A 25,315-nucleotide genomic window follows, 5' to 3' on the forward strand; every position below is an offset into this window, starting at 1 on the left:
TCAGCCGAAAGCGGGCTTGGTCACGTGCACCACCGGGCGCGGCACCTGTGGTCGCTGCTCCTGCTGCGATGACAGCGACTCGCCGGCGATCACCCGCTGGTACAGCGTCGCGTAGCCGCGCGCGGTGTCCTCGACGCGCGACACCCGTTCGCGGCAACGCTGGGCCCAACTGCGTGCCGTCTCGGGCGAGAACGCCAGTGCTTCGCGGGTGGCCTCCAGCGCTTCGCGGTAGTCGCGCACGATCCAGCCGGTTTCTCCGTGATCCACGAACTCCGGCATGCTGCCGTTGGGCGTGCACAGCACCGGGGTGCCGCTGGCCAGCGACTCCAGCACCACGATGGAACCCGGCTCGTGCCAGTTCACCGCGTGAAACATGATGGGTGCGCGTGCCAGCAGGTCGAGCTTGCGCTCGCCGTCGATGTAACCCACGCGGTCCACCAGCCGTGTCATCGCCCAGGGATGCAGGCACCACGCGCCCCAGATTTTCGGTCGCACCCACGGCGGATATTTGCCGCTCATCACCAGCGGTACGTCCAGGTCGATGGCCAGATCCATGGCGGTGCGGGCGTTCTTGCGCTGCCACTCCATCCGCGCCAGGAACAGCAGAAAGCGGTCCTTGTCCTCGGAATAGCGGTAGTCCTGCACCGGAACGCCGTTACGCACGAAGCAGGAACGCCCATGAATGCGCGCGTGCGACTCGCTGACAAACACCGTGTTGACCAGTAGCCGCGCTTCAGGCCCGCGATTGCCGTGCTCGGTAATCAGGTGCGGCCGGTCCAGCGCATCGGGGTCGTCGGGCATGCGGTGCAGGTGTACCACGTCGCAGTCGGCCGGCAGCACCTGCGCCAGTTTGGAGCCGTCGGTCCAGGGAATCAGATGTGCGCCCGGCACCGCGCTCTCGATGGCGCTCGAAGCGTTGGCGATCACGCTCACCCGCAAGCCTTGCTCGATTTGTGCGCGGACCAACCAGTAAACGACGCGCTCGGTGCCGCCGTAGCCGACCGGGGGTATGGGGTAGGGGGTGGGGCAGTAGTGGACGATATGCATGTTCAGGTGTCGGGATGCAGCGGCTGCCACCAAGGCGGGCGGCGTTCTGGTTCCGGGGCAGTGACGATGCTTTGCAAGCGCTGCAGGACGGCCTCGGTGGTGATCAGCTCCAGGGCGGCCGGATCGCGCACCCGCTGGCCCCAGCGTACGCGCTCCGGCGAGGTGCCCAGAAAGGTCTGCAGTGCCTGTTCGTAAACGCTGACGCACCAGCGGCCGTCCAGCGGTCCGGTGCGGGCGGGGTTGGAGGTGGCGTACAGGCCGATGGCGGGCGTGCCCACCGCGCTGGCCATGTGCACCGGTCCGGAGTCGGGCGCCAGCACGCACAGCGCGCGCTCGATCAGGGCCAGTAGCTGTTTGAGGCTGGTGCGGCCGACCAGATCGGTCGCCGCGTCCCCAGCGAGTTCGACGATGCCGCTGGAGTACTTGCGCTCCAGGTCGGTGGGTCCGCCGGTGATCAGGGTGCGGATGCCATGGCGTTCGTGCGCCAGCTTGGCCACCGCGGCATAGCGCTCCACCGGCCAGTTGCGGAAGTTGCGCGCGCGTTGGCTGCTGCAGGGGCTGAGCACCATGACCGGCTGATCCGCGGCGATGACGCTACTGGCGAATTCGCGGTCGGCCGTGGCGATGGGAATGTCCCAGCACAGCGGTCCGCGGGGGATGCCGAGGGCGTCGCCAAAGGATAGAAACCCTTCGGCGACGTGCGCTTTGGGGTTCGCTTCGATGCGCCGGTTGGTGAACAGCCACTGGCCGTCGCGTGCGCGTTGGCGGTCAAAGCCCAGTTTGAGCGGCGCCCGCACCCGCCAGGCCAGGGCATTGGCCCGCCATGAGGCTTGCAGGTGCAGCAGCAGGTCGAAACGGCGACGCGCAAGGTAGCGTGCACAGGGCTCGCCTTCGAGCCGGCCACTGGATTTTTCGTAGGTCAGAAACTCGATTCCCCCGATGTCCCCGACTACACTGCGTTCGAGTTTTCCGATCAGCCAGGTGATGCGCGTATCCGGCCAGGCGCGCTGCAGATTCCGGACCAGCGGCACCGTATTGCAGACATCGCCTATCGCCGAAAGACGTAACAGGCAAATCGACGCCGGGGGATAAAGAAGCGGCAAATGCAGATCAGTTCCTGGCATCAAGGCGACGATTTTATCGTATACGACCGCGATCAGATCGCAGACCCCACCCCCGACCTGTTCGACCCGCAATGGTGGGAGCGCCAGGGACTGCGGCTGGGCGTCTTTCGTGGCCGCGGCCAGGTGCACGTGGTCCAGCACGGCGCCGCGCAATGGGTACTGCGCCGCTATCGCCGCGGTGGTGTGGTGGGGCGGGTGGTGGATCGCAGCTACGTGTGGGCGGGGCTGGAGGCCACACGCCCCTGGCGCGAGTGGCATCTGCTGGCGGAACTGCGGCGACTGCGACTGCCGGTGCCGAGGCCGATCGCAGCGCATGTTTCGCGCACCGGCTGGCGCTATTCCGGACACCTGCTGTCGGAGTTGATCAATGAGGCACGCCCGCTGGCTGAAGTGCTCAAGGGCGACGGCATGTCCTCTTTCGACTGGCGCCGGCTGGGCGAAACCCTGCAGCGCTTTCACCGCGCCGGCGTGCATCATCCCGACCTCAACGTTCAGAACATCTTGCTCCACCGGGATGGCCGCTATTTCTTCATCGATTTCGACAAGGGTCGCATGCAGGCCAGCGCGCTGCTGCTCGAGATCGATCTCAAGCGCTTCCGGCGCTCTCTCGAAAAGCTGCACGAAAAGCAGCCGCAGATCGCCTTCGACGACAGCCACTGGCAGATCTTTCTTGCCGGCTATCGCAGCTGATCGCCACGCCGAACGGCCGGTTTGATGCGCCTGCTCTATAGCCTGTTGCTGACCTTGCTGCTGCCCGTGGCGCTTTGGGCGCTGCAGCGTCGGGCGATGGGGTCCGGCGCTGCCCCGGGGCGCTGGCGCGAGCGGCTGGGTTGGGGCACGCCGGTGGAGTCCGAGCTGCAACTGTGGGTCCACGCGGCGTCCATGGGCGAGGTGCAGGCGGCGTCGCCGCTGATCGACGCGGCATTGGAGCGCTATGGCAGCGGCCGGGTTGCGATCACCACCATGACCGCGACCGGCTCGGTGCAGGTGCAACAGCGCTGGGGGTCGCACCTGGTCCACGCTTACATCCCGTTCGATCTGCCGTTCCTGCTGCGACCGCTGCTGAACCGCTGGCAGCCGCGCCGTTGCGTGGTAATGGAGTCGGAGTTGTGGCCCAACCTGTTCGCAGAACTGCGTGCGCGCCGGATTCCCTTGTTGCTCGCCAATGCGCGCATGTCGCCGCGCTCGCGTGCTCGGTATGCCCGCTTCAGCCGCTGGGTGCGCGCGATTCTGGAATGCGTCGACATCGTCGCCGCCCAATCCGAACACGATGCGCAGCATTACCGCGAGCTGGGGGCGCCAAGGGTGCAGGTGTGCGGCAATCTCAAGTTCGACTGCCGGGTGCCGCAAGCGCAGGCGATCGTGGGAAAAGCCCTGCGCACGCGGCTGGGCGCGGCACGTCCGATATGGGTCGCCGCCAGCACCCATCGCGAAGAGGACAGTTGGGCATTGCAGGCGCAGCGCCAGGTGTTGGACCTGCTGCCGGATGCCTTGCTGATCCTGGTGCCGCGCCATCCGCAGCGCTTCGAACTGGCCTGGGAGGCGCTGCAGCGCTCGGGCCTGCGCGTGGCCAGGCGCAGCACCGAGACATTCGACGGACACACGCAGGTCCTGCTGGGCGACAGCATGGGCGAGATGTTCGGTTACCTTGCGGCATCCGATCTGGCCTTCGTCGGCGGGAGCCTGGAGCCGATCGGCGGGCATAACGTGCTGGAGCCTGCGGCGCTGGGCCTGCCCGTGCTGTTCGGGCCGCACATGCACAATTTCCTGGCCGCCCGCGCCTTGTTGCTCGAAGCCCAGGGCGCAATTGAACTAGCCGATGCCAGCGCCTTGGCGCCCGCCGTGACCGAACTGCTGGGCGACCGCGAGCGCAGTCGCCGCATGGGCAGCCAGGCGCTGGCCGCGCTGCAGGGGCATCAGGGTGCGACCGAGCGCGTGATGGCGCTGCTCGATCCCGCGTGACTCTTCAGTCGTCGCGCAGACTGCTCAGCGCGGCGTACTTGTGGAAGGCGTACTGGCCCAGGATCACCGACATCAGAAAGCCGCGCCAGCCGTCCAGAATGCACAGGCGCAGCAGGTACTGCTGGAAGAAATCGGTGAAGAAGCGCAGGCACGCATAGGTCATGCTCGAAGTCTTGCCCTGCGCTTTCTTGTGGCCGGCCAACAGCCAGGCGTATTGCAGATGCTTTTCCTGCGCGTGCAGATAATTGCGCCAGCTGTGGTGATCCAGCGGCGACTTCAGGTTCATCACCTTGCGTACCGGCAGCAGCAGCTGCTCGTGTACCGGCCGCGTGCTGTAGCGGGCGCCCTCGCGCAGAAACAGCTTGCCCTGGGGCGAGGTGTAGCGGCCGTAGCGCAGCGGCTTGCCGCAGAAATACGTGCGCCACGGCATCTTGATCAGGGTGGCGTCCAGGTCCGGTAGCGCCAGCGCGTGGTCGATCTCCTCGCGCAGGCCCGGCGTGAGGCGCTCGTCGGCGTCGATCGACAGCACCCATTCGCCGCTGACCAGACCCAGCGCGCGGTTGCGCTGCGCGCTGAAGCCCGGCCAGTCGGTCTGGTGCACGGTGGCGTAGCGCTTCGCGATGTCCACCGTGCCGTCGCTGCTGCCCGAGTCCAGCACCACGATCTCGTCAGCCAGCCCGGCCACCGACTTCAGGCATTCCTCGATACGGTCGGCCTCGTTCTTGACGATCACGAACACCGAAAGGCGCCGGCGGTTTGCAGTCATACTTTTGTCCATGCAGTGCGAAACGAGTGTCGTCGCGACAGGCGCGGGAGTCTTCCCGCCTTGCCGGGGGAGCGCAAGCTTTCGCGCGACTCCTGCCGCGGTCAGTCGACGCGCGGACCCTGCGTAACGGTTTGGTTCATGAAAGTTTCCGATTTCGATTTCGCGCTGCCGCCCGAGCTGATCGCGCAGCACCCGGCCGCCGAGCGCAGCGCCAGCCGCCTGCTGCACCTGGCCCCGAGCGGGCTGTCCGACCGCAGAATGAGCGAGCTGCCGGGCCTGTTGCGGGCCGGGGATTTGCTGGTCTTCAACGACACCCGCGTGATCAAGGCGCGATTGTTCGGCCGCAAGGACAGCGGCGGACGCGTGGAGATCCTGATCGAACGCGTACTCGACCCGGCCCACGCGCTGGCCCAGGTCGGCGCCTCCAAGACGCCCCGACCCGGCACCGCGATCGAGCTCGACGACGGCGCCGGCCGGGCGCGCGTGGAAGGTCGCGAGGGCGAGTTCTTCGCGCTGCATCTGGAGCGGGGCGGGCCATGGCTGGACCTGCTGGAACGCGCCGGGCGGCTCCCCCTGCCGCCTTACATCCGGCATGCGCCGGACGCGGCGGACAACGACCGCTACCAGACCGTGTTCGCGCGCGAGCCCGGCGCGGTCGCCGCGCCCACCGCGGGCCTGCATTTCGACGAGGCGCTGCTCGCGGCCCTGCATGCGCAAGGCGTGCAGACCGCGACGCTGACCCTGCATGTCGGTGCCGGCACCTTCCGGCCGGTGCGCGTGGACGATCTTGCCGAGCACCGCATGCACGCCGAGCGCTATCGCGTTCCGCCGGAACTGGCGGCGCAGATCGCGGCCACGCGCGCGGCCGGCGGCCGCATCGTGGCGGTGGGCACGACCAGCGTGCGGGCGCTGGAATCGGCCGCGGACGAGCAGGGAAACGTCCAGGCGGGCGAGGGCGAAACGCGCATCTTCATCACACCGGGCTACCGCTTTCGCGTGGTGGATCGGCTGTTTACGAACTTCCACCTTCCCGAGAGCACGCTGATGATGCTGGTCTGCGCGTTCGGCGGGCACGAGCGGCTGATGGCGGCTTACCACCACGCGGTCGCGCAGCGCTACCGCTTCTTCAGCTACGGCGACGCGATGCTGATCGAGCCCTGAGCGCGACCGCGCTCGCACTTGGCCAGCCAGCCAGTCGCCGTGCACTGTGTTGATCGGCTCCGGGTATTGCAGCCGTACCCAGTGGCCGCCATCGAGTCGCTCGTTACGCCAGGGGCCGCTCACGTGCCGGCCTGAACGCCGCATCTGGCCCTCGGTCATCTACTCGTCCTGTGCGCTGTGGATGCCAAACACGGGAATCGGATCGATCTTCGGCGTGAAACCGCGTAGCGCCATAGCACGTCCCAGGCCGGGTTGGCGCGTTCCCACACGGTCCAGAACGTCTGCTCACTGCCGTCGGTGAGCGCGTAGTCGAGGCCGCGGATCGAGCGTCGCGTGGTGCCCCACGATTCAAGTGTTGTCGTGTCCATTGACTTCAGGCCTGCGCGGCCGCGACCTCGTCCGCCACCCGCTCGCCCGACTCGATGGCACCGTCGATGTAGCCGGTCCAGCGCATCGCGGTTTCCGCGCCGGCCCAGTGGACGCGACCGCAGGGGTCACGCAGCGCACGACCGACCGCGGTGAGCGTGCCGGGCGCGGTGTAGCCCACGTAGCAGCCCTGGCTCCAGGGATCGGAGATCCAGTCCTTGTCGACATAGCCGATCGGCGTCGCGGCTGCGTCGCCGAAGTAACGCGTGAGCGAGCGTACCGTGGTCTCGCGACGCGTCTCGCCGGAAGTGCCGGCCAGCGCGCGGCTCTCGGTGCTGGCGAAGAAGCCGACCAGGAAGCCGCGCTCGCTGCCGGGCGGCGTGGCGTCCATCACCGGGCCGAACGCGGCGGTGTCGCTGATGGCCTCGCCGGACAGGCCGCGCTCCTTCCAGAACGGGCGCTCGTAGGCGATCAGCGCCTTGATCACCGAACCCATCGGCATCCGCTGCTGCAACTGCGTGCGCGCGGCGGGCAGCGCGGAGTGGAAGTGGATGCGCGAGACCAACGCCGGTGCGGCGGCGATGACCAGGCGCGATGCGTGCACCTCGCCACCGGCATGACGCACGACGACGCCGGCATCGGACTGCTCGACCGCTTGCACCGCGGAGTCGAGCCGCAGCACGCCGGCCGGAAGACGTTCGGCCATGCGCGCGGCGAGCTGGAACGCGCCGCCATGGACCTTGAACTTCTGCGCGCCGTCGCCGTGGATCTCCGCCATGGTCTCGACCTTGCCGCCGGCGGCGAGGTAGTTGAGAAAGCACAGCAGCGACACCTCGTGCGGCTCGCAGCACAGCAGGGCGCGGTTGAGGATGGTCAATAGGCTGCGCGCGCCGCGCGTGTGCAAGGTCTGCTGCAACCATTGCTCCACGGTCATGCGATCCCAGGCCGCGGCCTGTGCTGCGTTCCACGGTGCGGCCGGGTCGAGCTGCGCGGCGGCGCGGTTGGCGCGCCGCATGGCCTGCCAGGCGTCGAGCAGACCGAACAGCGACATGCGTGGCACCGTGCCCTTGTAGCGACTCAACTTGCCACCGATGTCCATCAGGCGCTGGCCGTCCGCGTATTGCTCGTAGGTGTGCAGGCCCAGTTCGGCGCACAAGGCCAGCGCGCGGGTTTGCGTGGGGCCGATCCACTGACCGCCCACATCGACCGGCTCGCCGCACAGCACGCCGCCCTCGGTGCGGCCGCCAACCCGGTCGCGCGCTTCCAGCAGGCGCACGCGCAAACCGCGCTCGCTCAGCTTCTGCGCCGCGCGCAGGCCGGCGACACCGGCACCGACCACGCATACTTCGACGGCTTCCGCGCCGCTCATGATGCGATCTTCCGGGGCGGGTTGTTCGGTACGGCGAGTGGCGATGTCATGATGGAATCCAGAATTAACTGTACGCGTACAATATATTGCATATGAAGCGAGTCCCAGCCAAGACCCGAGGCCGTCCGCGCCTGGCGGAATCCGACGAACGGCAGACGCGGGAACGCATCGTCGCCGCCGCACGCAAGCTGTTCCTGCGCGACGGTGTGGAGGCCGTGTCGATGCGCAATCTCGCCAGCGAAGTCGGCTGTTCGCCGATGGCGCTGTACCGCTACTTCGGCAGCAAGCAGGAGATCCTCTGGCAGGTATGGGACGTGTTTCTCGGCGAGCTGTTCGCGCGGCTGGAACGCATCCAGGCGCCGTCGCCGCGCGAGCGGCTGGAACGGCTGGCGTTTGCGTATCTCGACTACTGGCTCGAACACCCGGAGCGTTACCTGATCGTGTTCCTGCAGAAGGACCTGGTGCCGGACGCAACGCGCAACTACCTCCAGTCCTCGCCGCTGGTCGTGCGCTTCCAGCTGCTCACCCGCGCGGTGCAGGACGCGCAGGCGCAGGGCTTGTGGGCCGATCAGGACGCCGGGGATATCGCGCAGGGTCTGCTCTGCGTGCTGCAGGGGCTGGCGCTGAACTTCATCACCCTGGCCGACTACCCTTGGGGCGACACCACCGAGCTGAGCCGCCAGACGGTGCGCGCCTACCTGTGTGGATTCGCCGAGCCCGCTGCGGTGTCCGAGCGGGTCAAGCGGCCGGCGCGGCGCGGTTGAGGGCGTTGTTGCCGGTCCGGCCTTAGAATTCGCGTCCTTACCCACGCCCGAGCGCGATGTGAATATCCACGCTGATCGCATTCTGATACTCGATTTCGGCTCGCAGTACACGCAGCTCATCGCGCGCCGCGTGCGCGAGCTGGGGGTGTATTGCGAACTGCTTCCCTGGGACGTGGATGCGCAGCACATCCGCGACTTCGCACCGCGTGGGGTGATCCTGTCTGGCGGCCCGGAGTCGGTGACCGAACCCGGTTCGCCGCGGGCGCCGGAGCTGGTGTGGTCGTTGGGGGTGCCGGTGCTGGGCATCTGCTACGGCATGCAGACCATGGCGGTGCAGTTCGGCGGGCGGGTCGAAGCCTCCGCCAGCAAGGAGTTCGGCTACGCCGAGGTGCGCGCGCGCAATCATTCGACCTTGCTGATCAATATCGAGGATCGCATCAACGCTGAAGGTCATGGCCTGCTCGACGTGTGGATGAGTCATGGCGATCGCGTGGCCGAACTGCCGCAGGGCTTCAAACTGATCGCGTCCACCGCCGATGTGCCGGTGGCCGGCATCGGCGACGAGGAGCGGCATTACTACGGCTTGCAGTTCCACCCGGAAGTCACTCACACGCCGCAGGGCACGCGCATCTACGAGCGCTTCGTGCATGAGATCTGCGGCTGCGGACGCGCCTGGACGCCGGTCAACATCATCGAGGACGCCGCCGAGCGCGTGCGCGAGCAGGTCGGCAGCGGCCATGTGCTGCTGGGTCTGTCGGGCGGGGTGGACTCGTCGGTGGTGGCGGCCTTGCTGCATCGCGCGATCGGCCAGCAACTGACTTGCGTATTTGTCGACACCGGCCTGCTGCGGCTGGACGAGGGCGACCAGGTCATGCGCGTGTTCGCCAAGCATCTGGGTGTGCGGGTGATCCGGGTCAATGCCGAGGAGCGCTTTCTTCGCGAGCTGCACGGGGTGAGCGACCCCGAGGCCAAGCGCAAGGTCATCGGCCGGCTGTTCGTGGAAGTCTTCGACGAAGAAGCCGGCAAGATCGACGACGTGCAGTTCCTGGCACAGGGCACCATCTACCCGGATGTGATCGAGTCCGCCGGCGCCTTACGGCATTCGGCCGGCAAGGGTGCCGGCGGTGGCAAGGCGCATGTGATCAAGAGCCATCACAACGTCGGCGGCCTGCCCGAGCACATGAAGCTCAAGCTGGTCGAGCCGCTGCGCGAACTGTTCAAGGACGAGGTGCGCGCCATCGGCATGGAGCTGGGCCTGCCGCGCGAGATGGTCATGCGCCATCCCTTCCCGGGGCCCGGCCTGGGCGTGCGTATCCTCGGCGAAGTGACCAAGACTGCAGCCGACACCTTGCGGCTGGCCGACAACATCTTCATCGAGGAGCTGCGCAAGTCCGGTTGGTACGACCAGACCTCGCAGGCCTTCGCGGTATTTCTGCCGGTGAAATCCGTGGGCGTCACCGGCGACGGCCGCCGCTACGAGCCGGTGATCGCCCTGCGAGCGGTGCAGACCATCGACTTCATGACCGCGCGCTGGGCGCATCTACCGTACGAGCTGCTGGACGTGGTGTCGCGGCGCATCTGCAACGAAATCGCAGGGGTGTCGCGCGTGGTCTACGACGTCTCCGGCAAGCCGCCGGCGACGATTGAGTGGGAATGATCTAAAGCCGTTTCGTGACCCCTTTACCGTTATCGAGCCGGCCGAAGCGCCCCACTCGCCGGCAGTATCAGGCGCCGGCGAACGCCGGTCACGCGCTCACCGTCACTGATGGTGTGATGCGTGAGACCGGTTTTCATGGCAATGGCCTCGTCCTCGTCGCTCCGCCAAGCCTCGTCGCGTGAGGAGATCGGTGCACCATCGTAGCGCCTCCTGCTCCTCACCGCTGCAGACCGTCTTGGTCAAATGCCGAGAAAAAAGTAGAATAATCAATGCCATGAAGTGTCTCGGAACTCCCATAGGATTGCCTACGGCAACGCTTGTCACGCGGGAAGGATGACTTGGGAAAGGGGGCGTCGTTTCGTTTATTGCGACTTTCGATTGTTTCGTTTACTTTGGTCTCCACGAGTCGTTCAAAAGCCCCGGAGTTCGTCATGAGCAACCCTTCGCTAGCCGTTATGAATCTCCCCGTTGCGCGTGAGGTGCAGGCGGCGGTAGAGAGCCAGCGCGCCTTAGCCGCGTACCTCACGACGCAGTTTGAAACCCAGCGAATCCAGATTCTGGACGACAAGAACCAAGCCCATCAGGTCGAATTGCCGACCAGTGCTCTGCGCTTGTTGGTGGATATCCTTGCTGAGCTGGCCGACGGTAATGCCGTCCAGGTCGTGCCAATCCATGCGGAGCTGACGACTCAGGAAGCGGCAGACCTGCTCAATGTGTCACGGCCACATTTGGTGAAACTGCTAGAAGCGAACTTGTTGCCGTTCCATAAGACCGGTAAGCATCGCCGCGTACGCTTTGCTGACCTGATGAGTTTCAAATCAGAGCGCGACCGTGCCAGTGAGCAAGCAATGGAGGAGCTGACCAATCAGGCTCAGGAGTTGGGCATGGGTTACGAATGAGGCATTCGCCGTTCACAGCCATCTATGACGCTTGCGTGCTGTATCCCGCGCCACTTCGGGACTTCCTGATGTGGCTCGGGCTGACGGGCCGGTTCCGGGCTCGATGGAGCGCGCAAATCCATGACGAATGGAAACGCAACCTTCTTAAGAACCGGCGCGCGTCAAGGTAGTTGCCGCCTCATTCATGCAGCGAGTTGCTTAAAGGTTTCGGCGACGTGGGTGTTGATGACGCAGTCGCGTTCGGGGTTGAGGGTGACGGCGAGTACCGGCGACCAGTTTCGCGTTGCGCCTGACCATCGTGCAGGGTTTCGTTCGCGGGCTTGGGCGTAGAGCGCGTGGCGCGCCGCCAGGATCGGACCATCGCTGCCGTCGTGGCGCTGTGCCGGGCTGACGTAGCGGATGCCGCTGTGGCGATGATCGATGTTGTACCAGCGCACGAAGCCGGCTGCCCAGGCGCGCGCTGCCGCCAGGTCTTCGAATCCTCTGGCCGGAAACTCGGGCCGGTACTTGGCGGTGCGGAAGAGCGATTCCGCGTAGGCGTTGTCGTCGCTCACCCGCGGCCGCGAGTAGGAGGGCTTCACTCCGAGCCAGTGCAGCATCGCCAGCACCGTGGTGGCCTTGAGCGTGGCGCCGTTGTCGCCGTGCAGCACGGGCTTGTTCACCAGGGCCGCAATGCCCTCTGCCAGGGCGGTGCGCCGCACCAGATGCGCTGCGTGATCGGCATGGTCGCGGTCATGGACCTCCCAGCCGACGATCTTGCGGCTGTAGAGGTCGAGAATCAGGTAGAGGTGATACCAGCGTCCCAGCACCGTGGCCGGCAGATAGGTCATGTCCCAGCACCACACCTGGCGCGGTGCAGTGGCGATGTGGGTGGTCGGTGGGCGTACCGTGTGCGGCTCGCGGGCGCGTCCACGGTGAGTGGCTTGGCCATGTGCTCGCAGCACACGCGCGAAGCTGGACTCGCTGGCTAGGTACACGCCTTCGTCGGCCAGCATCGGCACGATGCGCGCTGGCGGCACGGCCTCAAAGCGCGGCTCATTAGCCACGCGCAAGAGCTCGGCACGCTCGGCCAGGCTCAGGGCATGCGCCGGTGTGGGTCGGACGGCCTGGGGCCTTCCATCGCCGTCCACGAGCCCCCCGCACGCTCTCCAGCGCTGCAGGGTGCGGGTGTCGATGCCCGCGGTGTCGCACGCGGCGTGCAGCCGGGCACCGGCACCCTGGGCGATTTGAATGTTGTGGGCCAGGCGTTGGCGATCTTCGAGGTCGATCATTCGTCCTCTGCCTTGTTGAAGATCGCCGCGAGTTTTTTTGAAAGGACCAGCAGAGCCGCCGTCTCCGCCAGCGCCCGGTCCTTGCGCAGCAGGTCGCGCTCCAGCTCCTTGATGCGCTTGCGGTCCTGTCGCGTCGCCTGCGGACTGGCACGGGCTTCTTCGGGTTCCGCCAGTGCGGCCGTTGCGCTGGCCCGCCACTTCTCCAACTCCGTCGGAAATACACCCTGTTCCCGGCACCACACACTCCGATCCGCTTCGGCCATCGGTGCTGTTGCAATCACCGCCTCCAGACGCGATCCCGCGGTCCACGTCCGAGCCTTCACCGGCCCGGACTGCGTCTGCTCTCGCCAACGCTGCAAGGTCTGGGCACCCACTCCCACTGCTAACGCCACGTCTTCCACCGCCGCGCTTTCAGGCGGCAACAGCCGCGCTACCGCGCGGTCCTTGAATCCTTGTCCGTATCGAGCCACGTTCTACCTTCATTGACGCCCCCAGGGATGGTCCTATCAAGGCGGCAACTATTCTGACGCGGGGGGGAACCGACCCGACCTGACGCCGGAACAGTTGGCTCGCACGTCGTCGCTGATGGATCTTGCTATTCCGGACGCGCTTGTCACTGGGCACGAACACCTGATTGCCGGGCTGACCCTGCCGGATCCTGATGATCGTCATGTGCTGGCCGCCGCGATCCGCTGCAACGCCAGCGTGATCGTGACGTTCAACGAGAAGGATTTCCCCGCTGACGTGCTCTCTACTTTCGGTATCGACTGCCAGCATCCTGACGTCTTTACGGAGTATCTGTTCGATCTCGATCAAGCTGCGGTGGTTGCCGCCGCGCAACGCCAACGGCGCCAGCTCAAGAGCCCGCCGATCGATGTGGATCGCTACCTCGACATCCTGCTGCGACAAGGGCTCGTACAGACGAGCAAATCGTTAGCCACGTATCGCTTGGTTCTATAAAAACGGCCGTTCGATGCGATCTCTGGGATCGCCACTATTGGGGAGCTTCGATGACCGTCAGTGTCTACAACCCAGACCAGTACATGGTCAGCTTGCAGCAGATCATTGCCCAAGGATGCAAGCGGATCGGCCGACTGGTCAGAGTAGGCGCGTCGGCCAGCACACACGCATGATAGCTACCCCAAGCTTCACGGCGCGGCTGGAAGCGAAAGTCGCTGAACAACTCCGAGCGCAGCGGGTTGGCTATCTACTGGGAGCCGGCTCTTCGTATCTCAACGGTGCTGGCTATCCGCTCGCCATTGAACTTTGGGACCGGATAAAAGGCCGCATCACCGATGTCGCTAGACGCGCCGAGATCCAGGCTGTTCTGGACACGAGGGGCCTCGGGATTGAGGACGCACTGGATCAATTGGACAACGGTCTCGTCGTCGAGGGGCCGCACCGGCATCTCGTAACCGCTGCCATTGCTGAACTGTTTCTGACAATTGGACCAGCGTCAGACGTGCATCGCGAATTCGCCAAGCGACTAGGGATTCTCTGATTTACCTCTCGAAGTTGCACGCTGTTTGCGTTTCAATCTGGAACGGACAGACGGATGACTTTGATGAAGCAACAGAGCCTGGGCAGTGGATTTGAGAAGTACGCGCGCACGACCAAGCGGGCGCGCTTCCTGGAGCAGATGGACTCGGTGATGCCGTGGTCCTCGCTGTGCGAGGTGATCGAGCCGTATTACTTCAAGGATACCGGCAGCGGCGGACGGCCACCGATAGCACTGGAGCGGATGCTGCGGATCTACTTTCTGCAGCAGTGGTTCGATCTGTCGGACCCGGCGGCCGAGGAGGCCTTGTACGACTCGGCGTCGATGCGCCGTTTTGCGGGGATTGACCTGGGCCTGGAGGCGCCGCCGGACGAAACCACGATCTGCAAGTTCCGCCACCTGCTGGAGCGCAACACCCTGGGCAAGCCGCTGTTTGACCAGGTCCAGCGCTACCTTCAGGAGCAGGGCTTCAAGATCAGCAAAGGGACGATCGTGGATGCCACGATCATTGGCGCGCCGAGTTCGACCAAGAATCAGCAACAGCAGCGCGATCCCGAGATGCACCAGACCAAGAAAGGCAACCAGTGGTACTTCGGCATGAAGGCGCACGTGGGTGTCGACAGCCGGACCCGGCTGATTCATTCGGTACAAGCCACGGCGGCGAACGTGGCCGACTGCCGGGTATTGCCGGAACTGCTGCACGGCCAGGAGACGCGGGTGTGGGGTGATCAGGCGTATCGCGGTCAGGGCAGCGTCATTCGTGAGAAGGCCCCGCAGGCGCTGGATTTCACCAACCGGCGCTACCGTCTCAAGGGCGTCATCGACGAATCAGAGCGGGCGAAGAACCGGACCAAGTCCAAGGTGCGCGCCAAGGTCGAGCACGTCTTTGCGGTGATCAAGCTGCGCTTCGGTTTTACCAAGGTCCGCTACCGCGGTCTGGCGAAGAACCTGCACCGGCTGCAGGTGACCTGCGCGCTGGCCAACCTGTACCTGGCGCGCGCTCAATTGATGAAGCTGCAGCAGGCGTAATCCGCCTGCTGCACAGCGATTGAGGCCGAAAGGCCAAGAAACGAGGCATCCGAGGCGATCCAAGCACCCATAATTCGGATTTCTTATCGGCTTGGGGCGCCAGTCACCAGGTAAATCAGAGAATCCCTAGCTCAGAAAGGCGACCCGAGCATCAAGGTCTTCAGCCTGAACTACGATCCGTTGCTCGAACGCGCCGCCGAAGCCGTGCGAGTTCGACTATGCGATGGGTTCGCGGGTCATGAACACGCGTACTTTGACGGGGCGATGTTCGATGAACGCATCGGTAGAATTCGTGGCTCGCACAAGGGGCGCCAGTTCGATGAAACAACAAGGCCCGTGCATCTTCTGAAACTTCATGGTTCGCTGGGGTGGTATGAATGCGCGAGCGCAGCAGGCGTGCGCCGCTGTGCCTTTGCATCGCCGATTCCAGCTATGACGAAGCGCCTGATGATCCCGCCGCAGCGGCGAAAGGCAAGCGACACCATGACACCGCCCTACGCGACCCTCTGGTCGGTCTTTCGCGGCTCCCTTGGCCAGGACTCTGTACCCCTCAATCGTTTGGCGTGCTTCGGTTACGGCTTCTTGGATGAACACGTCAACGCCGTCATCGAGGGAGCGCTAGCCCGTAGCGACTTTTCGGTGTTGATTTTTTCCAGAGTGCTGGCTGACAGCGCCTGGATTCGTTGGAGCGCCAAGACCAACACGATCGTGGTTACTGAAGACCGCTGTTCAATCAAGAGTGAGATCGGTCCCGGTCACGCTGACCTGTGGAACTTCGAAAAACTCGCATACAAGGTGTAGCGTATGACCAAGATCAGCCCGACCGTCATTGGATACATCGTCGATGTACAAGGGGCCATGCTCGTAGCGACATTGGTTGAAGATGAGCAAGGCCGAACACCGACGGTCACCATCGGCGATGAAGATATTCTGGTTGGACAGATCGGCTCCTATGTGGCCATCCGCCAAAGTGACGTTCACATCATCGCCGTTGTTACCCGGATGACTGAACAGGAAGCGCTGGCACCCTCTTCAATCGAGACACCGGGTGACGATGCGGCGCGCCTGCCTTTCGCGAAACGGATCGCGCGCTTGACGCCCATTGGTTCGATTCTCCCGAATGGCTTGTTCGACCGTGGCGTCGGCCAATACCCGACGACCGGCGCCGAAGTGCATGCCGTTGGAGTGCCGGACATTGGCAAGATGTTCGACAAATTCAATTCCAAGGGTTTCGCCGTAGGCCACGTCGCGAGCCATCCGGCGCTGCAAGTGTGTATGGACCCGACGAACTTATTCGGCCGACACTTTGCCATCCTGGGGCAGACGGGTTCCGGAAAATCGTGGACCGTCGCATCACTCGTGCAAAGGACCGTGGCGGTGATGCCTAAGGCGCACATCATCATTCTTGATTTGCACGGCGAATATTGTTGGAAGCGCAAGGATGGCGGTCGCCACTACGCATTCGACGAAGCCGTCGTGCGGCACGTGGATGCACGCGAACTGGAGATTCCGTATTGGCTAATGACATTCTCGGAGTTGTGCGAACTGCTTATCGAGCATGGTGAGCGCGAGGCCACGAACCAAACGGCGTTTTTCCGCGACTGCCTATTGGAAGGCCGGAGCGACGAAAACAGGAACGCGGCATTGAACCTAGCGCGGGTCACGGTAGACACGCCGATTTATTTTTCCCTCGATGACGTGTTGGCCAAGGTCCGCACGAAGAATACGGAGCGCGTCGGCAACAGACAGGGGCCAATGTTCGGGGACTTTGATCGCTTCCTGATGCGGCTGGAAAGTAAGTTGAATGACGTGCGCTACGATTTCTTACTGAGGCCGCGTTCGCGCAACACCTCGGCGTCGCTGTCAGCGATGCTGCGCGATTTCATCGGCCTCGGCGCCAAGAAGGCGGCAAACACGGTCATCGATCTCAGTTCGATACCGTTCGATGTCAGGCCGACGGTTGCCGCGCAGATTGGCCGGCTGGCGTTCGAGTTCAACTATTGGAATCCGGCATACCGCGAGTTCCCCATTCTGTTGATTTGCGAGGAGGCTCACGCCTACATTCCGCGCGCTTCCGATAGCCAGTTCACGGGATCGCGAAAATCCATGGAGCGGATCGCGAAAGAGGGGCGCAAGTACGGGGTCGGATTGGCTATCGTCAGCCAACGCCCTCATGAGGTCTCTGAGACCGTGCTTGCCCAGTGCGGCACCTTTATCTGCTTGCGCATCACGAACCCAACCGACCAAAGCTATATCCGTAGCCTTGTGCCAGAAAGTGAAGGCGATTTGGTGAGTGTGCTTGCTGGCCTTGGACGCGGCGAAGCTCTGGTCTTGGGCGAAGCTGTGCCTTTGCCGACCCGCCTACAGTTTGAGAGGCCGAATCCGGTGCCGAACAGTGATGATGTTGATTTCTGCGCGAAGTGGAAGGATGGCCCTGATGATCTAGACGTGGACATCATTGTCCAGCGCTGGCGGAGTCAGGAGCGGTAGCAGGCTAGCGAACTGAAGGAATTTCTCAACTGAGGCATAGCGGTCGTTCTTTGACGGCAAAAATGACGGTAATGAGCAATGATAATTACGCAGAAGTTCCGTACTTATAATAGCTTAATGGCACCAGATGTAATCGAGTGGGAGTAAGCGACTGAGCCCTCCGGCGAGGGCCCCACGCAGTGGGGATCGACGGCAAGGCGAAGTCGCGCTTTGCGCGCCGAGCGGTCGATGTCGAAGGCGGATCGGGCCCGAACGCAGTAGCGTCGGCGGCGAGAACAGGCGCGCATTTCACCCGAGCGCCCAAATGAACGCCAATGCAAAATTCACTCTTCCCAGAACCTGAAGAAACCACAGCACAGCCGGCATCGAAGTCGCGCACCCGCGGGGCCAAGGTCCAGCCTGCAACCGTCGATCCGGCGTTGGTCGATCTGGCGGCTGAGCTGCCTGGGACACTGCGACTCGGCACCTCGTCCTGGACCTACCCCGGCTGGATCGGGACGGTTTGGGATGCCGAATACGCCGACGTAAAGCTCTCCAAGTACGGACTCGCGGCCTACGCACAGCACCCGCTGTTCCGTACGGTCAGTCTGGATCGCAGCTTCTACCGGCCGCTGACCGCTGCCCAGTTCGCAGCCTATGCCGTGCAAGTGCCGGAAGATTTCCGCTTTGTGGTGAAGGCGCCCAGCCTGGTGACCGATGCGATGCTGCGGGACGAGTCCGGGCGCGGGCAGCAGACGAACGCAGGGTTTCTCGACGGAGAATCTGCGTTGCGCTGCTGTGTGGAACCGGCCCTGGATGGTCTCGGCCACAAGCTGGGAGCGCTGGTGTTTCAGATCAGTCCACTGCCGGGCGTGATGCTGGACCGGATGGATGAATGGGTCGCGCGCCTGCACGCGATGTTGCGTGCTTTGCCGGACCTGCGCGGCCGCGCGCCGGACGCCGTCATTGCGGTGGAGGTGCGCGACGCCGCCTGGCTCAGCGGTGGGTTCGTCGATGTGCTCCGCGATACCGGCGCCACTTACTGCATGGGCCTGCACGCCAAGATGCCCCGATTCGCCGAGCAACTACCGATCCTGCGCGCGCTCTGGCCCGGCCCGCTGGTGTGTCGCTGGAATCTCAATCCGTTGCACGGCGCATTCGGATACGAAAAGGCGCGCGATCAGTACGCGCCATTCGACCGCCTGGTCGATCCGGACCTGGAGACGCGCGCTGCTCTGGCGCGCGTCATCGCCGGCACCATCGGCGCCGGCCACAATGCGTTAGTCACGCTCAGCAACAAGGCTGAGGGATCGGCGCCCCTGTCGGCGGTGGCATTGGCACAGGCGATTCGCGACATGCGCGCCGGCGGCTAGCCCGCATTTCTCACAGGGGGATCGAGCGATGGCCGTAGGTCGAGGACGTGCAGGGCGCCGGGACGGAGCGAACCCCATAGTGGTTCTATGGGGTGAGTGAGTCCCAAGCGATGCGCGCCGCAGACGGGCCAGCGCCGATCCAGACGGAGAATCTCGCTACAGTCTGTTTCGGAGCCGAAGTCGAAGAACGTTGTGCGGATTGGCGATGGCAAGGGATTCTCCGGCGACCTGTGAGAAATGCGGGCTAGGCGCCGCCCATCAGCCCGCGACCGAACACGATGCTGCTGAGTCCCAGCACCATGAACAGGGCCGCGGCCGCGAAGCGCGTTGTGCGCAGCGGCAGGCGACTGGCCAGCGCTGCGCCGAGGAACACCACCGGCATGTCGGCCAGCAGCATGCCGGTGGTGGTGCCGGCCACCACGGCGAAGAGGGCGTCGAACTTGATCGCCAGGACTGTGGTGGCGATCTGCGTCTTGTCGCCGATCTCGGCCAGAAAAAAGCTCACCGTCGTAATCCACAGCGCACTGCGACCGGCACGCGAGGCTTCCGATTCTTCCGCGCGATCAGGCTTGAGCGCCCACAGGCCGACGGCGATGAACGACAGGCCCACGATCCAAGGCAGCAGGCCGGGCGCAATGACGTCGTTGAGCCAGGCGCCAAGCAATCCGGCAAGCGCATGGTTGAACAGGGTGGCGATTACAATGCCGAGAATCACGGTCCACGGCCGGCGGAAGCGGCTGGCGAGCATGACGGCGAGCAGCATCGTCTTGTCGCCGATTTCGCCCAGGAAAACGGTGCCGGTGGAAACCAGGAATGCGTCCAAAAGAGACTCCATGACCGGGCGCTGTGCGAGGCAAGGTTCGTGCAGTGCGCCCGGCGGCCGCTGCACGACACCTTGGTCTCGCCAAGTGGACCTCGGTGATCGAGGCCGCTACCGGATGCGCCATGGCCGTGGCCAAGTTTGTTGACGCACCCTCCCGATCCGTCGGGACGGCTACTCCCCAAAACGCTGACGAGTCTACAGGCGGTTGCGGCACTGCGATACTTGGCGATATGACCCACGACGTCGATCAACACTGGATGAATCAGGCGCTGGACTGCGCACGACGTGCGGCCGAGCTGGGCGAAGTGCCGGTGGGGGCCGTGCTGGTGCGCGACGGCAGTCTGGTGGCGGACGGATTCAACCGACCCATCAGCGGGCATGACCCCAGCGCGCACGCCGAAATGGTGGCGCTGCGCGCCGCCGCGCAGATGCTGGGCAACTACCGGCTTCCGGGCACCACGCTCTACGTTACCCTGGAGCCCTGCGCGATGTGTGCCGGTGCCATCATCCACGCCCGCGTGCAACGCCTGGTGTTCGGTGCCGCCGACCCCAAGGCCGGTGCCGTGAATTCGGTGTACGACCTTATCGCCAATCCGCGCCTCAACCATGCAGTGCAGTGGACCGGCGGTGTGTGCGAGGCCGAATGTGCCGAGCTGTTACGCGAGTTCTTTCGCGCGCGCCGTCGCGCCGCGGTGCCAATCGATTTCTCTTCAGCCCAGGACAACACATGAACATGCTGTACTTCGAGGATTTTCACCCTGGGCAGGAGATCGACCTCGGCCACTGCAGCGTGTCGGAGTCAGAGATTGTGGATTTCGCGCGTCAGTTCGACCCGCAACCCTTTCATGTCGACCATGAGGCGGCAAGGGCTTCGCACTTCGGCGGGCTCGTTGCCAGCGGCTGGCACACCTGTTCATTGCTGATGCGCCAGATCGTGGAGAACCTGCTGTTGCGGTCGGCCAGCCACGGCTCGCCCGGCGTAGACGAGATTCGCTGGCTTTTACCGGTGCGACCGGGAGATGTCCTGAGCACGAAGATGAAGGTGATCGAAATCACACCCTCCAAGTCGCGTCCTGATCGCGGGGTCATCCGCTGCGAGTACGTGGCGTTCAACCAGGCCGGCGCCTGCGTGGTCACCATGAAGACGCTGGGCATGTTCGGTCGGCGACCTCAGGATGCGGCTTGATGCTGCGCCGGGGCCGCCGTCAGATTGACGCTCTCGGGGGCGCTCACTACTATTCGCGGCCCACGGATGGTTAGCTCAGCGGTAGAGCATCGCCTTCACACGGCGGGGGCCACAGGTTCGATCCCTGTACCATCCACCATTACAAGCGCCTGTTCCGGCTGATAACTTTTGGGTTTCGGGGAATTGTCCGGGACCGAAATTGCTCACACAGACCGCAAATTCACCACAACGAAATGTGGCGGGTTTGGCGTGGCAACGTTTTTTCAGCGCGAAACGGGTTGGGAAGCGCAGATTCGTCCAGCGCTTACATGGCTTTCGCCACCCAAGCTCCCGGATCGCTCACCCCCGACATGACGCAGTCCACCCGAGCGCTCACCGCGGCGATCACCTTGCGATCACCGCATCCGCGTCGCGTTCTGGTGCTCGGTGCCACTGGCACCATCGGACGCGCCAGCGTGCGTGCCCTGGTCGCACGCGGTCACGATGTGGTGTGCCTGGTGCGGCCGCAGGCTGGCGTCGGCGGCACGCTTGCACCGCTGGACAGCCGGGGTCTGCTTGAAGGCGCCGAGCTTCGACTGGGCGATGTCACCGATCCGCAATCGCTCGCGCGCGATGGCTTTCGCGGCGAGCGTTTCGATGCACTGGTGTCGTGCCTGGCTTCGCGTACCGGTGCGCCGCAGGACGCTTGGGCGATCGATCATCGCGCGCATCTGCACGCGCTCGAAGCCGCGCACGGCGCTGGGGTTGAACAGTTCGTGCAGCTATCGGCGATCTGCGTGCAGAAGCCGTTGCTGGCATTTCAGCAGGCCAAGCTTGCCTTCGAGAACGTCCTGATCGGCTCCGGGCTGTGCTATTCGATCGTCCGTCCGACGGCGTTCTTCAAGTCTCTGTCGGGCCAGGTGGAGCGGGTGAAGCAGGGCAAGCCGTTTCTGCTGTTCGGCGATGGCAGTCTCACCGCCTGCAAGCCGATCAGCGACTCGGACCTGGCGGACTATCTTGCCGCGTGTCTCGACGATCCCGCCCGGCGCAACCGCATTCTTCCCATTGGCGGGCCCGGGCCGGCCATCACCCCGCGGCAACAAGGCGAGCATCTGTTCGCGCTGCTGGGCCGGCCACCGCGGTTCAAGCAGGTGCCGGTTGCACTGCTCGATGCCGTCATCGGCGTGCTCGGCATGCTAGGGCAGGTGGTGCCGGCACTGGCGGCAAAGGCCGAGCTGGCGCGCATCGGGCGTTACTACACCACCGAATCCATGCTGGTGCTGAATCCAGAAACCGGTCGCTACGATGCCGATGCGACCCCGTCTACCGGCACGCAAACGCTGTTCGATTTCTATGCCAGTCTTGTCAGCGGCGCGGCTGCGCCCGAGCGCGGCGATCACGCCGTGTTCTGAACGGTGGGCGCATTGTGTGTCCGCGCGGACTCCTTGGAGCGCGATTGAATAATCGTCCTGCACCGCCGCTGCGAAAGTTCATCACCGAAGTGCGTGCGCCCCTGGCCATGGCCAATTTCCTGCTGCGCGCGCAAGGCATCCCCGATCTGCCGCAGGGGGATGGGCATCTGGTGATGTTCCTGCCCGCCTTCACCATGGGCGACGAGGGGTTGCGACCGATGGCCCGCGCCGTCCAGCGCCTGGGCTACGCGACCTGTGGTTGGGCGCAGGGCCGCAACCTGGGGCTGCGCGAGCAGACCCTTCAGCGCCTGATCGAGCGACTCGACCAACTCCACGCGCAGCAGCATGAAGCGGTCAGCCTGGTGGGCTGGAGTGCCGGTGGCCTCTACGCCCGCGAGATGGCGCGCGCGCGGCCACACGCAGTGCGACGCGTGATCACGCTGGGCAGTCCGATCCGCCCACATGGCTCCGGGCAGGCGATGGTCGGCCTGGCGCAGGCCGCGTTCGAAGGCTTGCTGGCCTTGCGGGGTCGGAGCAGCTTCACGCCGCTGCTGGCGCCACCGCCGGTGGCCTGCAGCGCCATTCATTCCAAGGCCGACGGCGTCGTGGACTGGCGCGCCGCGATAGAAATCGAGGCGCCGCAGACCGAGAACCTGGAAGTCGGTGGTACGCACCTGAGTTTCGGTTACAGCCTGGAGGTGCTGCGCCTGCTCGCGGACCGATTGGCACGGCCGCCGTGGGAGCCATCGACTGTTTCGTCATCAGTTGCGCGTGCGGGGCACAAACGCGCCGCGAAGCCGGTATGAATGAGCGAAGGTCCGCGTGCAGGCTGAAAAGCGCTCTATAGCCTTGTCAGCAGCTCGGCATGATCGCGGCGGATACGCGACCACTCGATCTTGAACCAGGGCGTGAAATCCTGCGGCCGCGCCTGGATTTCCTGGTCCAGCACATCGGGTGCCACGTAACGCAGCTCCGAGATCTCGTTGAGGTTCAGCGCCGGTGGGTCGCCGCTGCGGCCGGCGAACACCGAGCACAGTTCATTCTCTGCGCCTCGCTCATCGAACTGCGCCTGGTAGCGAAACTTGAACAGGAACGCCAGCGGGCATTGCAGTCGCAGTTCCTCGTGCAGACGCCGATGAATCGCGGCGTCGATGGATTCCCCGCGGCGAGGATGGCTGCAGCAGGTGTTCGACCAGTAACCCGGCCACAGGCGCTTGCCGGCCGCACGTTTTTGCAGCAGCAGGTGCCCGCGCGGATCGAAAACGAACAATGAGAAGGCGCGATGCAAACGACCATTGCCGTGGTGTGCCGCCGCCTTGGACAGGTGACCGATCTCGCGATCCTCGTGGTCGACCAGAATCAGGGCTTCGTCTTCAAACGAAACCACCGCGGCAGGGCGGGCGGGTGCGTTACCCAATCTGCACCTCCATGGCCTGATAACCGGCTTCGCGCATTGCGCCCATGACCTCATCGCGATGCTGCGGGCAGAGCGCGATGATGGAGCCACCGCCGCCGCCGCCGGTGAGCTTGGCGCCCAATGCACCGTGACGTCGCGCGATCTCCACCAGGTCTTCGATCTCGGGACTGGACACCCGCAGTGCGTTGAGCAGACCGTGGCACACGTTCATCAAATCGCCCAGTTGCTCCAGGTCGTCCCGCTGTGCGGCCGCCAGCCCCTGCAAGGTGATCTGATCGATGCGACGGAAGATGTCCTCGTACAGGGAAGGGTTCTTTTTCCAGGCCTCGCGCACCGCGCCGACGGTTCTGGCGGTGAGGCTTTCCTTGCGGCTGATGCCGATCACCAGCGGGATAGACCGGGCCAGTCTGATCGGCTGCATCAGGGTCGGCTGTTCGCCCATGGCACGACGATAGAGCAGCGTGAACCGCCCCGGTTTTCCCGGAGGCTCGTTGTTGTGAGTCACGCCGCGAGGGCGAGACTCGGGATTTGTGAATAGTAGGCAGCTTCTGCTTCGGCGGGTGGGATGTCGCCAAGCGGTTCCATCAGTCGGCGATTGTTGTACCAGTCCACCCACTGCAGCGTGGCCCACTCGACGTCTTCGCGGCGTTGCCAGGAAGGCCGCCGGTGAATCACCTCGGCCTTGTACAAGCCGTTGATGGTCTCGGCCAGCGCGTTGTCGTAGGAATCGCCCACACTGCCCACGGAAGGTTCGAGACCCGCGTCGGCAAGACGCTCGGTGTAGCGGATCGACACGTACTGGACACCTCTGTCGCTGTGATGCACCAGCCGATCCGGGCCGACCGGTTTGCGCTCATGCAGCGCCTGCTCCAGCGCGTCGAGCACCAGGTCGGTCCGCGCCGAGGACGAAGCCCGCCAGCCGACGATGCGCCGGGCGAAGACGTCGATGACGAAGGCGACGTAGACGAAGCCCTGCCAGGTCGACACGTAGGTGAAGTCCGAGACCCACAGCTTGTTCGGCCGATCCGCCTTGAAGTGACGACGGACATGATCCAGCGGGCAAGGTGCGTTGGCATCACTCACCGTCGTGCGCACCGACTTGCCGCGGATGACGCCACGCAAGCCCAGGCGCTTCATCAGGCGCGCCACCGTGCAGCGGGCCAGATCAAAGCCTTCGCGCCGCAGTTGCCGCCACACCTTGCGCACGCCGTAGACCTGGAAGTTTTCGTTCCAGACCCGTTCGATCTCCGGCACCAGCGCTCGATCTCGCTGGTCCCTCGTAGAACGGCGCTGTGGGTCTGCCTCGCGAGCCGCGTGGGCGTAGTACGTCGACGGGGCAATCGGCAGCACCTTGCAGATCGGCTCGACCCCGTGGACCGAGCGATGCTCGTCGATGAACGCCTTCATCGTTTGAACGGGCGGTCGAGCTCCGCCTGCGCAAAATACGCCGATGCCTTGCGCAAAATCTCATTGGCCTGGCGCAGTTCACGGACCTCGCGCTCCAGCGCCTTGATCCGCTCGCCCTCGGCCGTGGTCAGGCCGGGCCGTACACCGGCGTCACGCTCGCCCTGGCGCACCCAGCGCCGCAACGTCTCGGCTGTACAACCAATCTTGGCAGCAATCGATTCAATCGCTGCCCACTGCGAGGTGTGCTGCGCCGCGTGCTCCGCCACCATCCGGACCGCGCGCTCCTGCACTTCCGGGGAATACTTCGATGCTCTGGTCATGGCTCCATTCTCTCAA

Annotated in this window: 24 protein-coding genes, 1 tRNA gene, 2 pseudogenes, 1 riboswitch and 1 other annotated feature; of the genes and pseudogenes, 18 read left to right on the forward strand and 9 right to left on the reverse strand. The window is 64.6% G+C overall.

The genetic code is table 11. The features are described from left to right. The gene (locus tag ACOOHP_RS21485) at positions 1-1,047 is read right to left on the reverse strand and encodes a glycosyltransferase (protein WP_420468507.1); all 1,047 of its coding nucleotides are present in this window, start codon (positions 1,045-1,047) and stop codon (positions 1-3) included. Positions 1,048-1,049: 2 nt separating this feature from the next. After that, positions 1,050-2,078, reverse strand: a complete 1,029-nt coding sequence (locus ACOOHP_RS21490; RefSeq protein WP_420468508.1) for a glycosyltransferase family 9 protein — start codon at positions 2,076-2,078, stop codon at positions 1,050-1,052. Positions 2,079-2,150: 72 nt separating this feature from the next. Between ACOOHP_RS21490 and ACOOHP_RS21495 the strand changes: the two genes are divergently transcribed. Together ACOOHP_RS21495 and waaA are read left to right on the forward strand one after the other, a co-directional pair. Further along, positions 2,151-2,861 (forward strand): 3-deoxy-D-manno-octulosonic acid kinase, encoded by a 711-nt coding sequence (locus ACOOHP_RS21495; protein ID WP_420468509.1) that lies wholly within the window; start codon positions 2,151-2,153, stop codon positions 2,859-2,861. A 24-nt stretch (positions 2,862-2,885) separates the two neighbouring features. Continuing rightward, on the forward strand, positions 2,886-4,133 hold the full coding sequence (gene waaA, locus ACOOHP_RS21500; RefSeq protein WP_420468510.1) for a lipid IV(A) 3-deoxy-D-manno-octulosonic acid transferase: 1,248 nt from the start codon (positions 2,886-2,888) through the stop codon (positions 4,131-4,133). Between the two features lie 4 nt (positions 4,134-4,137). Here the strand turns inward: waaA and ACOOHP_RS21505 are convergent, their stop codons facing one another. Then, positions 4,138-4,899: a glycosyltransferase family 2 protein gene (locus ACOOHP_RS21505; protein WP_420468511.1), complete on the reverse strand. Its 762-nt coding sequence runs from the start codon at positions 4,897-4,899 to the stop codon at positions 4,138-4,140. Positions 4,900-5,037: 138 nt separating this feature from the next. Here ACOOHP_RS21505 and queA point away from each other — a divergent pair, with 138 nt between their 5' ends. Further along, positions 5,038-6,060 (forward strand): tRNA preQ1(34) S-adenosylmethionine ribosyltransferase-isomerase QueA, encoded by a 1,023-nt coding sequence (queA, locus tag ACOOHP_RS21510; RefSeq protein WP_420468512.1) that lies wholly within the window; start codon positions 5,038-5,040, stop codon positions 6,058-6,060. 373 nt (positions 6,061-6,433) lie between these two features. Here the strand turns inward: queA and ACOOHP_RS21515 are convergent, their stop codons facing one another. Next, on the reverse strand, positions 6,434-7,795 hold the full coding sequence (locus ACOOHP_RS21515) for a flavin monoamine oxidase family protein (RefSeq protein ID WP_420468513.1): 1,362 nt from the start codon (positions 7,793-7,795) through the stop codon (positions 6,434-6,436). Between the two features lie 92 nt (positions 7,796-7,887). Here ACOOHP_RS21515 and ACOOHP_RS21520 point away from each other — a divergent pair, with 92 nt between their 5' ends. From ACOOHP_RS21520 to ACOOHP_RS21535, 4 genes and pseudogenes are all read left to right on the forward strand, one after another. Then, positions 7,888-8,559, forward strand: a complete 672-nt coding sequence (locus tag ACOOHP_RS21520) for a TetR/AcrR family transcriptional regulator (protein WP_420468514.1) — start codon at positions 7,888-7,890, stop codon at positions 8,557-8,559. A 58-nt stretch (positions 8,560-8,617) separates the two neighbouring features. Continuing rightward, positions 8,618-10,216 carry a glutamine-hydrolyzing GMP synthase gene (gene guaA, locus ACOOHP_RS21525; protein ID WP_420468515.1) on the forward strand — a complete coding sequence of 533 codons (1,599 nt, stop codon included), beginning with the start codon at positions 8,618-8,620 and terminating at the stop codon, positions 10,214-10,216. A gap of 431 nt (positions 10,217-10,647) precedes the next feature. After that, a complete protein-coding gene (locus ACOOHP_RS21530) occupies positions 10,648-11,115 on the forward strand; it encodes a helix-turn-helix domain-containing protein (protein ID WP_420468516.1) in 468 nt (155 codons plus the stop codon). Continuing rightward, a pseudogene (locus ACOOHP_RS21535) lies at positions 11,112-11,270 on the forward strand (PIN domain-containing protein); the annotation flags it as partial. The gene ACOOHP_RS21530 and the pseudogene ACOOHP_RS21535, both read left to right, overlap by 4 nt. A gap of 27 nt (positions 11,271-11,297) precedes the next feature. Here the strand turns inward: ACOOHP_RS21535 and ACOOHP_RS21540 are convergent. After that, a protein-coding gene (locus tag ACOOHP_RS21540) for an IS3 family transposase (protein ID WP_420465030.1) occupies positions 11,298-12,856 on the reverse strand; the annotation gives its coding sequence in 2 pieces (ribosomal slippage) (positions 11,298-12,418 and positions 12,418-12,856; 1,560 coding nt in all). A gap of 67 nt (positions 12,857-12,923) precedes the next feature. On the opposite strand from ACOOHP_RS21540, the pseudogene ACOOHP_RS21545 reads away from it, so the two are divergent. The 6 genes and pseudogenes from ACOOHP_RS21545 to ACOOHP_RS21570 form a co-directional block, all read left to right on the forward strand. After that, positions 12,924-13,346: pseudogene (locus tag ACOOHP_RS21545) on the forward strand (PIN domain-containing protein); the annotation flags it as partial. Positions 13,347-13,515: 169 nt separating this feature from the next. Continuing rightward, a complete protein-coding gene (locus ACOOHP_RS21550) occupies positions 13,516-13,887 on the forward strand; it encodes a hypothetical protein (RefSeq protein ID WP_420468517.1) in 372 nt (123 codons plus the stop codon). Between the two features lie 63 nt (positions 13,888-13,950). After that, positions 13,951-14,913 carry an IS5 family transposase gene (locus ACOOHP_RS21555; RefSeq protein ID WP_420464632.1) on the forward strand — a complete coding sequence of 321 codons (963 nt, stop codon included), beginning with the start codon at positions 13,951-13,953 and terminating at the stop codon, positions 14,911-14,913. Positions 14,914-15,078: 165 nt separating this feature from the next. After that, positions 15,079-15,714, forward strand: a complete 636-nt coding sequence (locus ACOOHP_RS21560; protein ID WP_420468769.1) for a hypothetical protein — start codon at positions 15,079-15,081, stop codon at positions 15,712-15,714. A 3-nt stretch (positions 15,715-15,717) separates the two neighbouring features. Continuing rightward, positions 15,718-17,403 (forward strand): ATP-binding protein, encoded by a 1,686-nt coding sequence (locus ACOOHP_RS21565; RefSeq protein ID WP_420468518.1) that lies wholly within the window; start codon positions 15,718-15,720, stop codon positions 17,401-17,403. Positions 17,404-17,717: 314 nt separating this feature from the next. Next, complete coding sequence (locus tag ACOOHP_RS21570) at positions 17,718-18,755, forward strand: DUF72 domain-containing protein (RefSeq protein ID WP_420468519.1); 1,038 nt, start codon at positions 17,718-17,720, stop codon at positions 18,753-18,755. 244 nt (positions 18,756-18,999) lie between these two features. Here the strand turns inward: ACOOHP_RS21570 and ACOOHP_RS21575 are convergent, their stop codons facing one another. Continuing rightward, positions 19,000-19,590 carry a TMEM165/GDT1 family protein gene (locus ACOOHP_RS21575; RefSeq protein WP_420468520.1) on the reverse strand — a complete coding sequence of 197 codons (591 nt, stop codon included), beginning with the start codon at positions 19,588-19,590 and terminating at the stop codon, positions 19,000-19,002. 17 nt (positions 19,591-19,607) lie between these two features. Next, positions 19,608-19,760: riboswitch (yybP-ykoY riboswitch) on the reverse strand. Positions 19,761-19,808: 48 nt separating this feature from the next. On the opposite strand from ACOOHP_RS21575, the gene tadA reads away from it, so the two are divergent. The 5 genes from tadA to ACOOHP_RS21600 all read left to right on the forward strand — a co-directional run bounded on the left by tadA (position 19,809) and on the right by ACOOHP_RS21600 (position 22,961). Continuing rightward, positions 19,809-20,309, forward strand: a complete 501-nt coding sequence (gene tadA, locus ACOOHP_RS21580) for a tRNA adenosine(34) deaminase TadA (RefSeq protein ID WP_420468521.1) — start codon at positions 19,809-19,811, stop codon at positions 20,307-20,309. A gap of 2 nt (positions 20,310-20,311) precedes the next feature. Further along, positions 20,312-20,764: a MaoC family dehydratase gene (locus ACOOHP_RS21585; protein ID WP_420468770.1), complete on the forward strand. Its 453-nt coding sequence runs from the start codon at positions 20,312-20,314 to the stop codon at positions 20,762-20,764. A 64-nt stretch (positions 20,765-20,828) separates the two neighbouring features. Further along, positions 20,829-20,903: transfer RNA gene (locus ACOOHP_RS21590), tRNA-Val, on the forward strand. A 211-nt stretch (positions 20,904-21,114) separates the two neighbouring features. Then, a complete protein-coding gene (locus tag ACOOHP_RS21595) occupies positions 21,115-22,155 on the forward strand; it encodes an NAD(P)H-binding protein (RefSeq protein WP_420468771.1) in 1,041 nt (346 codons plus the stop codon). Between the two features lie 44 nt (positions 22,156-22,199). Continuing rightward, the gene (locus ACOOHP_RS21600) at positions 22,200-22,961 is read left to right on the forward strand and encodes an esterase/lipase family protein (protein WP_420468522.1); all 762 of its coding nucleotides are present in this window, start codon (positions 22,200-22,202) and stop codon (positions 22,959-22,961) included. Positions 22,962-22,996: 35 nt separating this feature from the next. Here ACOOHP_RS21600 and idi read toward each other — a convergent pair whose 3' ends face one another. The 3 genes from idi to ACOOHP_RS21615 form a co-directional block, all read right to left on the reverse strand. After that, positions 22,997-23,572 carry an isopentenyl-diphosphate Delta-isomerase gene (idi, locus tag ACOOHP_RS21605; protein ID WP_420468523.1) on the reverse strand — a complete coding sequence of 192 codons (576 nt, stop codon included), beginning with the start codon at positions 23,570-23,572 and terminating at the stop codon, positions 22,997-22,999. Then, positions 23,565-24,014 carry a mevalonate kinase gene (locus tag ACOOHP_RS21610; protein WP_420468524.1) on the reverse strand — a complete coding sequence of 150 codons (450 nt, stop codon included), beginning with the start codon at positions 24,012-24,014 and terminating at the stop codon, positions 23,565-23,567. Before ACOOHP_RS21610 ends, idi begins: the two co-directional genes overlap by 8 nt. 59 nt (positions 24,015-24,073) lie before the next feature. Next, a protein-coding gene (locus ACOOHP_RS21615) for an IS3 family transposase (protein WP_420466482.1) occupies positions 24,074-25,299 on the reverse strand; the annotation gives its coding sequence in 2 pieces (ribosomal slippage) (positions 24,074-25,014 and positions 25,014-25,299; 1,227 coding nt in all). Next, positions 24,905-25,021: a sequence feature (AL1L pseudoknot), on the reverse strand. (Overlaps the previous gene by 117 nt.) Positions 25,300-25,315: the final 16 nt, after the last annotated feature.

Origin of the sequence: Panacagrimonas sp., from assembly GCF_965216805.1 — a bacterium.
GTDB lineage: Bacteria > Pseudomonadota > Gammaproteobacteria > Nevskiales > Nevskiaceae > Panacagrimonas.

Excerpts from the sequence above, each read along its gene's own strand:
- queA (WP_420468512.1), top strand. The coding sequence starts at position 5,038 with ATGAAAGTTTCCGATTTCGATTTCGCGCTGCCGCCCGAGCTGATCGCG.
- ACOOHP_RS21570 (WP_420468519.1), top strand. The coding sequence starts at position 17,718 with ATGCAAAATTCACTCTTCCCAGAACCTGAAGAAACCACAGCACAGCCG.
- ACOOHP_RS21585 (WP_420468770.1), top strand. The coding sequence starts at position 20,312 with ATGCTGTACTTCGAGGATTTTCACCCTGGGCAGGAGATCGACCTCGGC.
- ACOOHP_RS21530 (WP_420468516.1), top strand. The coding sequence starts at position 10,648 with ATGAGCAACCCTTCGCTAGCCGTTATGAATCTCCCCGTTGCGCGTGAG.
- ACOOHP_RS21485 (WP_420468507.1), bottom strand. The coding sequence starts at position 1,047 with ATGCATATCGTCCACTACTGCCCCACCCCCTACCCCATACCCCCGGTC.
- ACOOHP_RS21495 (WP_420468509.1), top strand. The coding sequence starts at position 2,151 with ATGCAGATCAGTTCCTGGCATCAAGGCGACGATTTTATCGTATACGAC.
- ACOOHP_RS21555 (WP_420464632.1), top strand. The coding sequence starts at position 13,951 with ATGAAGCAACAGAGCCTGGGCAGTGGATTTGAGAAGTACGCGCGCACG.
- ACOOHP_RS21515 (WP_420468513.1), bottom strand. The coding sequence starts at position 7,795 with ATGAGCGGCGCGGAAGCCGTCGAAGTATGCGTGGTCGGTGCCGGTGTC.
- tadA (WP_420468521.1), top strand. The coding sequence starts at position 19,809 with ATGACCCACGACGTCGATCAACACTGGATGAATCAGGCGCTGGACTGC.
- ACOOHP_RS21520 (WP_420468514.1), top strand. The coding sequence starts at position 7,888 with ATGAAGCGAGTCCCAGCCAAGACCCGAGGCCGTCCGCGCCTGGCGGAA.
- ACOOHP_RS21565 (WP_420468518.1), top strand. The coding sequence starts at position 15,718 with ATGACCAAGATCAGCCCGACCGTCATTGGATACATCGTCGATGTACAA.
- ACOOHP_RS21610 (WP_420468524.1), bottom strand. The coding sequence starts at position 24,014 with ATGGGCGAACAGCCGACCCTGATGCAGCCGATCAGACTGGCCCGGTCT.
- ACOOHP_RS21505 (WP_420468511.1), bottom strand. The coding sequence starts at position 4,899 with ATGACTGCAAACCGCCGGCGCCTTTCGGTGTTCGTGATCGTCAAGAAC.
- ACOOHP_RS21550 (WP_420468517.1), top strand. The coding sequence starts at position 13,516 with ATGATAGCTACCCCAAGCTTCACGGCGCGGCTGGAAGCGAAAGTCGCT.
- ACOOHP_RS21575 (WP_420468520.1), bottom strand. The coding sequence starts at position 19,590 with ATGGAGTCTCTTTTGGACGCATTCCTGGTTTCCACCGGCACCGTTTTC.
- ACOOHP_RS21595 (WP_420468771.1), top strand. The coding sequence starts at position 21,115 with ATGACGCAGTCCACCCGAGCGCTCACCGCGGCGATCACCTTGCGATCA.
- waaA (WP_420468510.1), top strand. The coding sequence starts at position 2,886 with ATGCGCCTGCTCTATAGCCTGTTGCTGACCTTGCTGCTGCCCGTGGCG.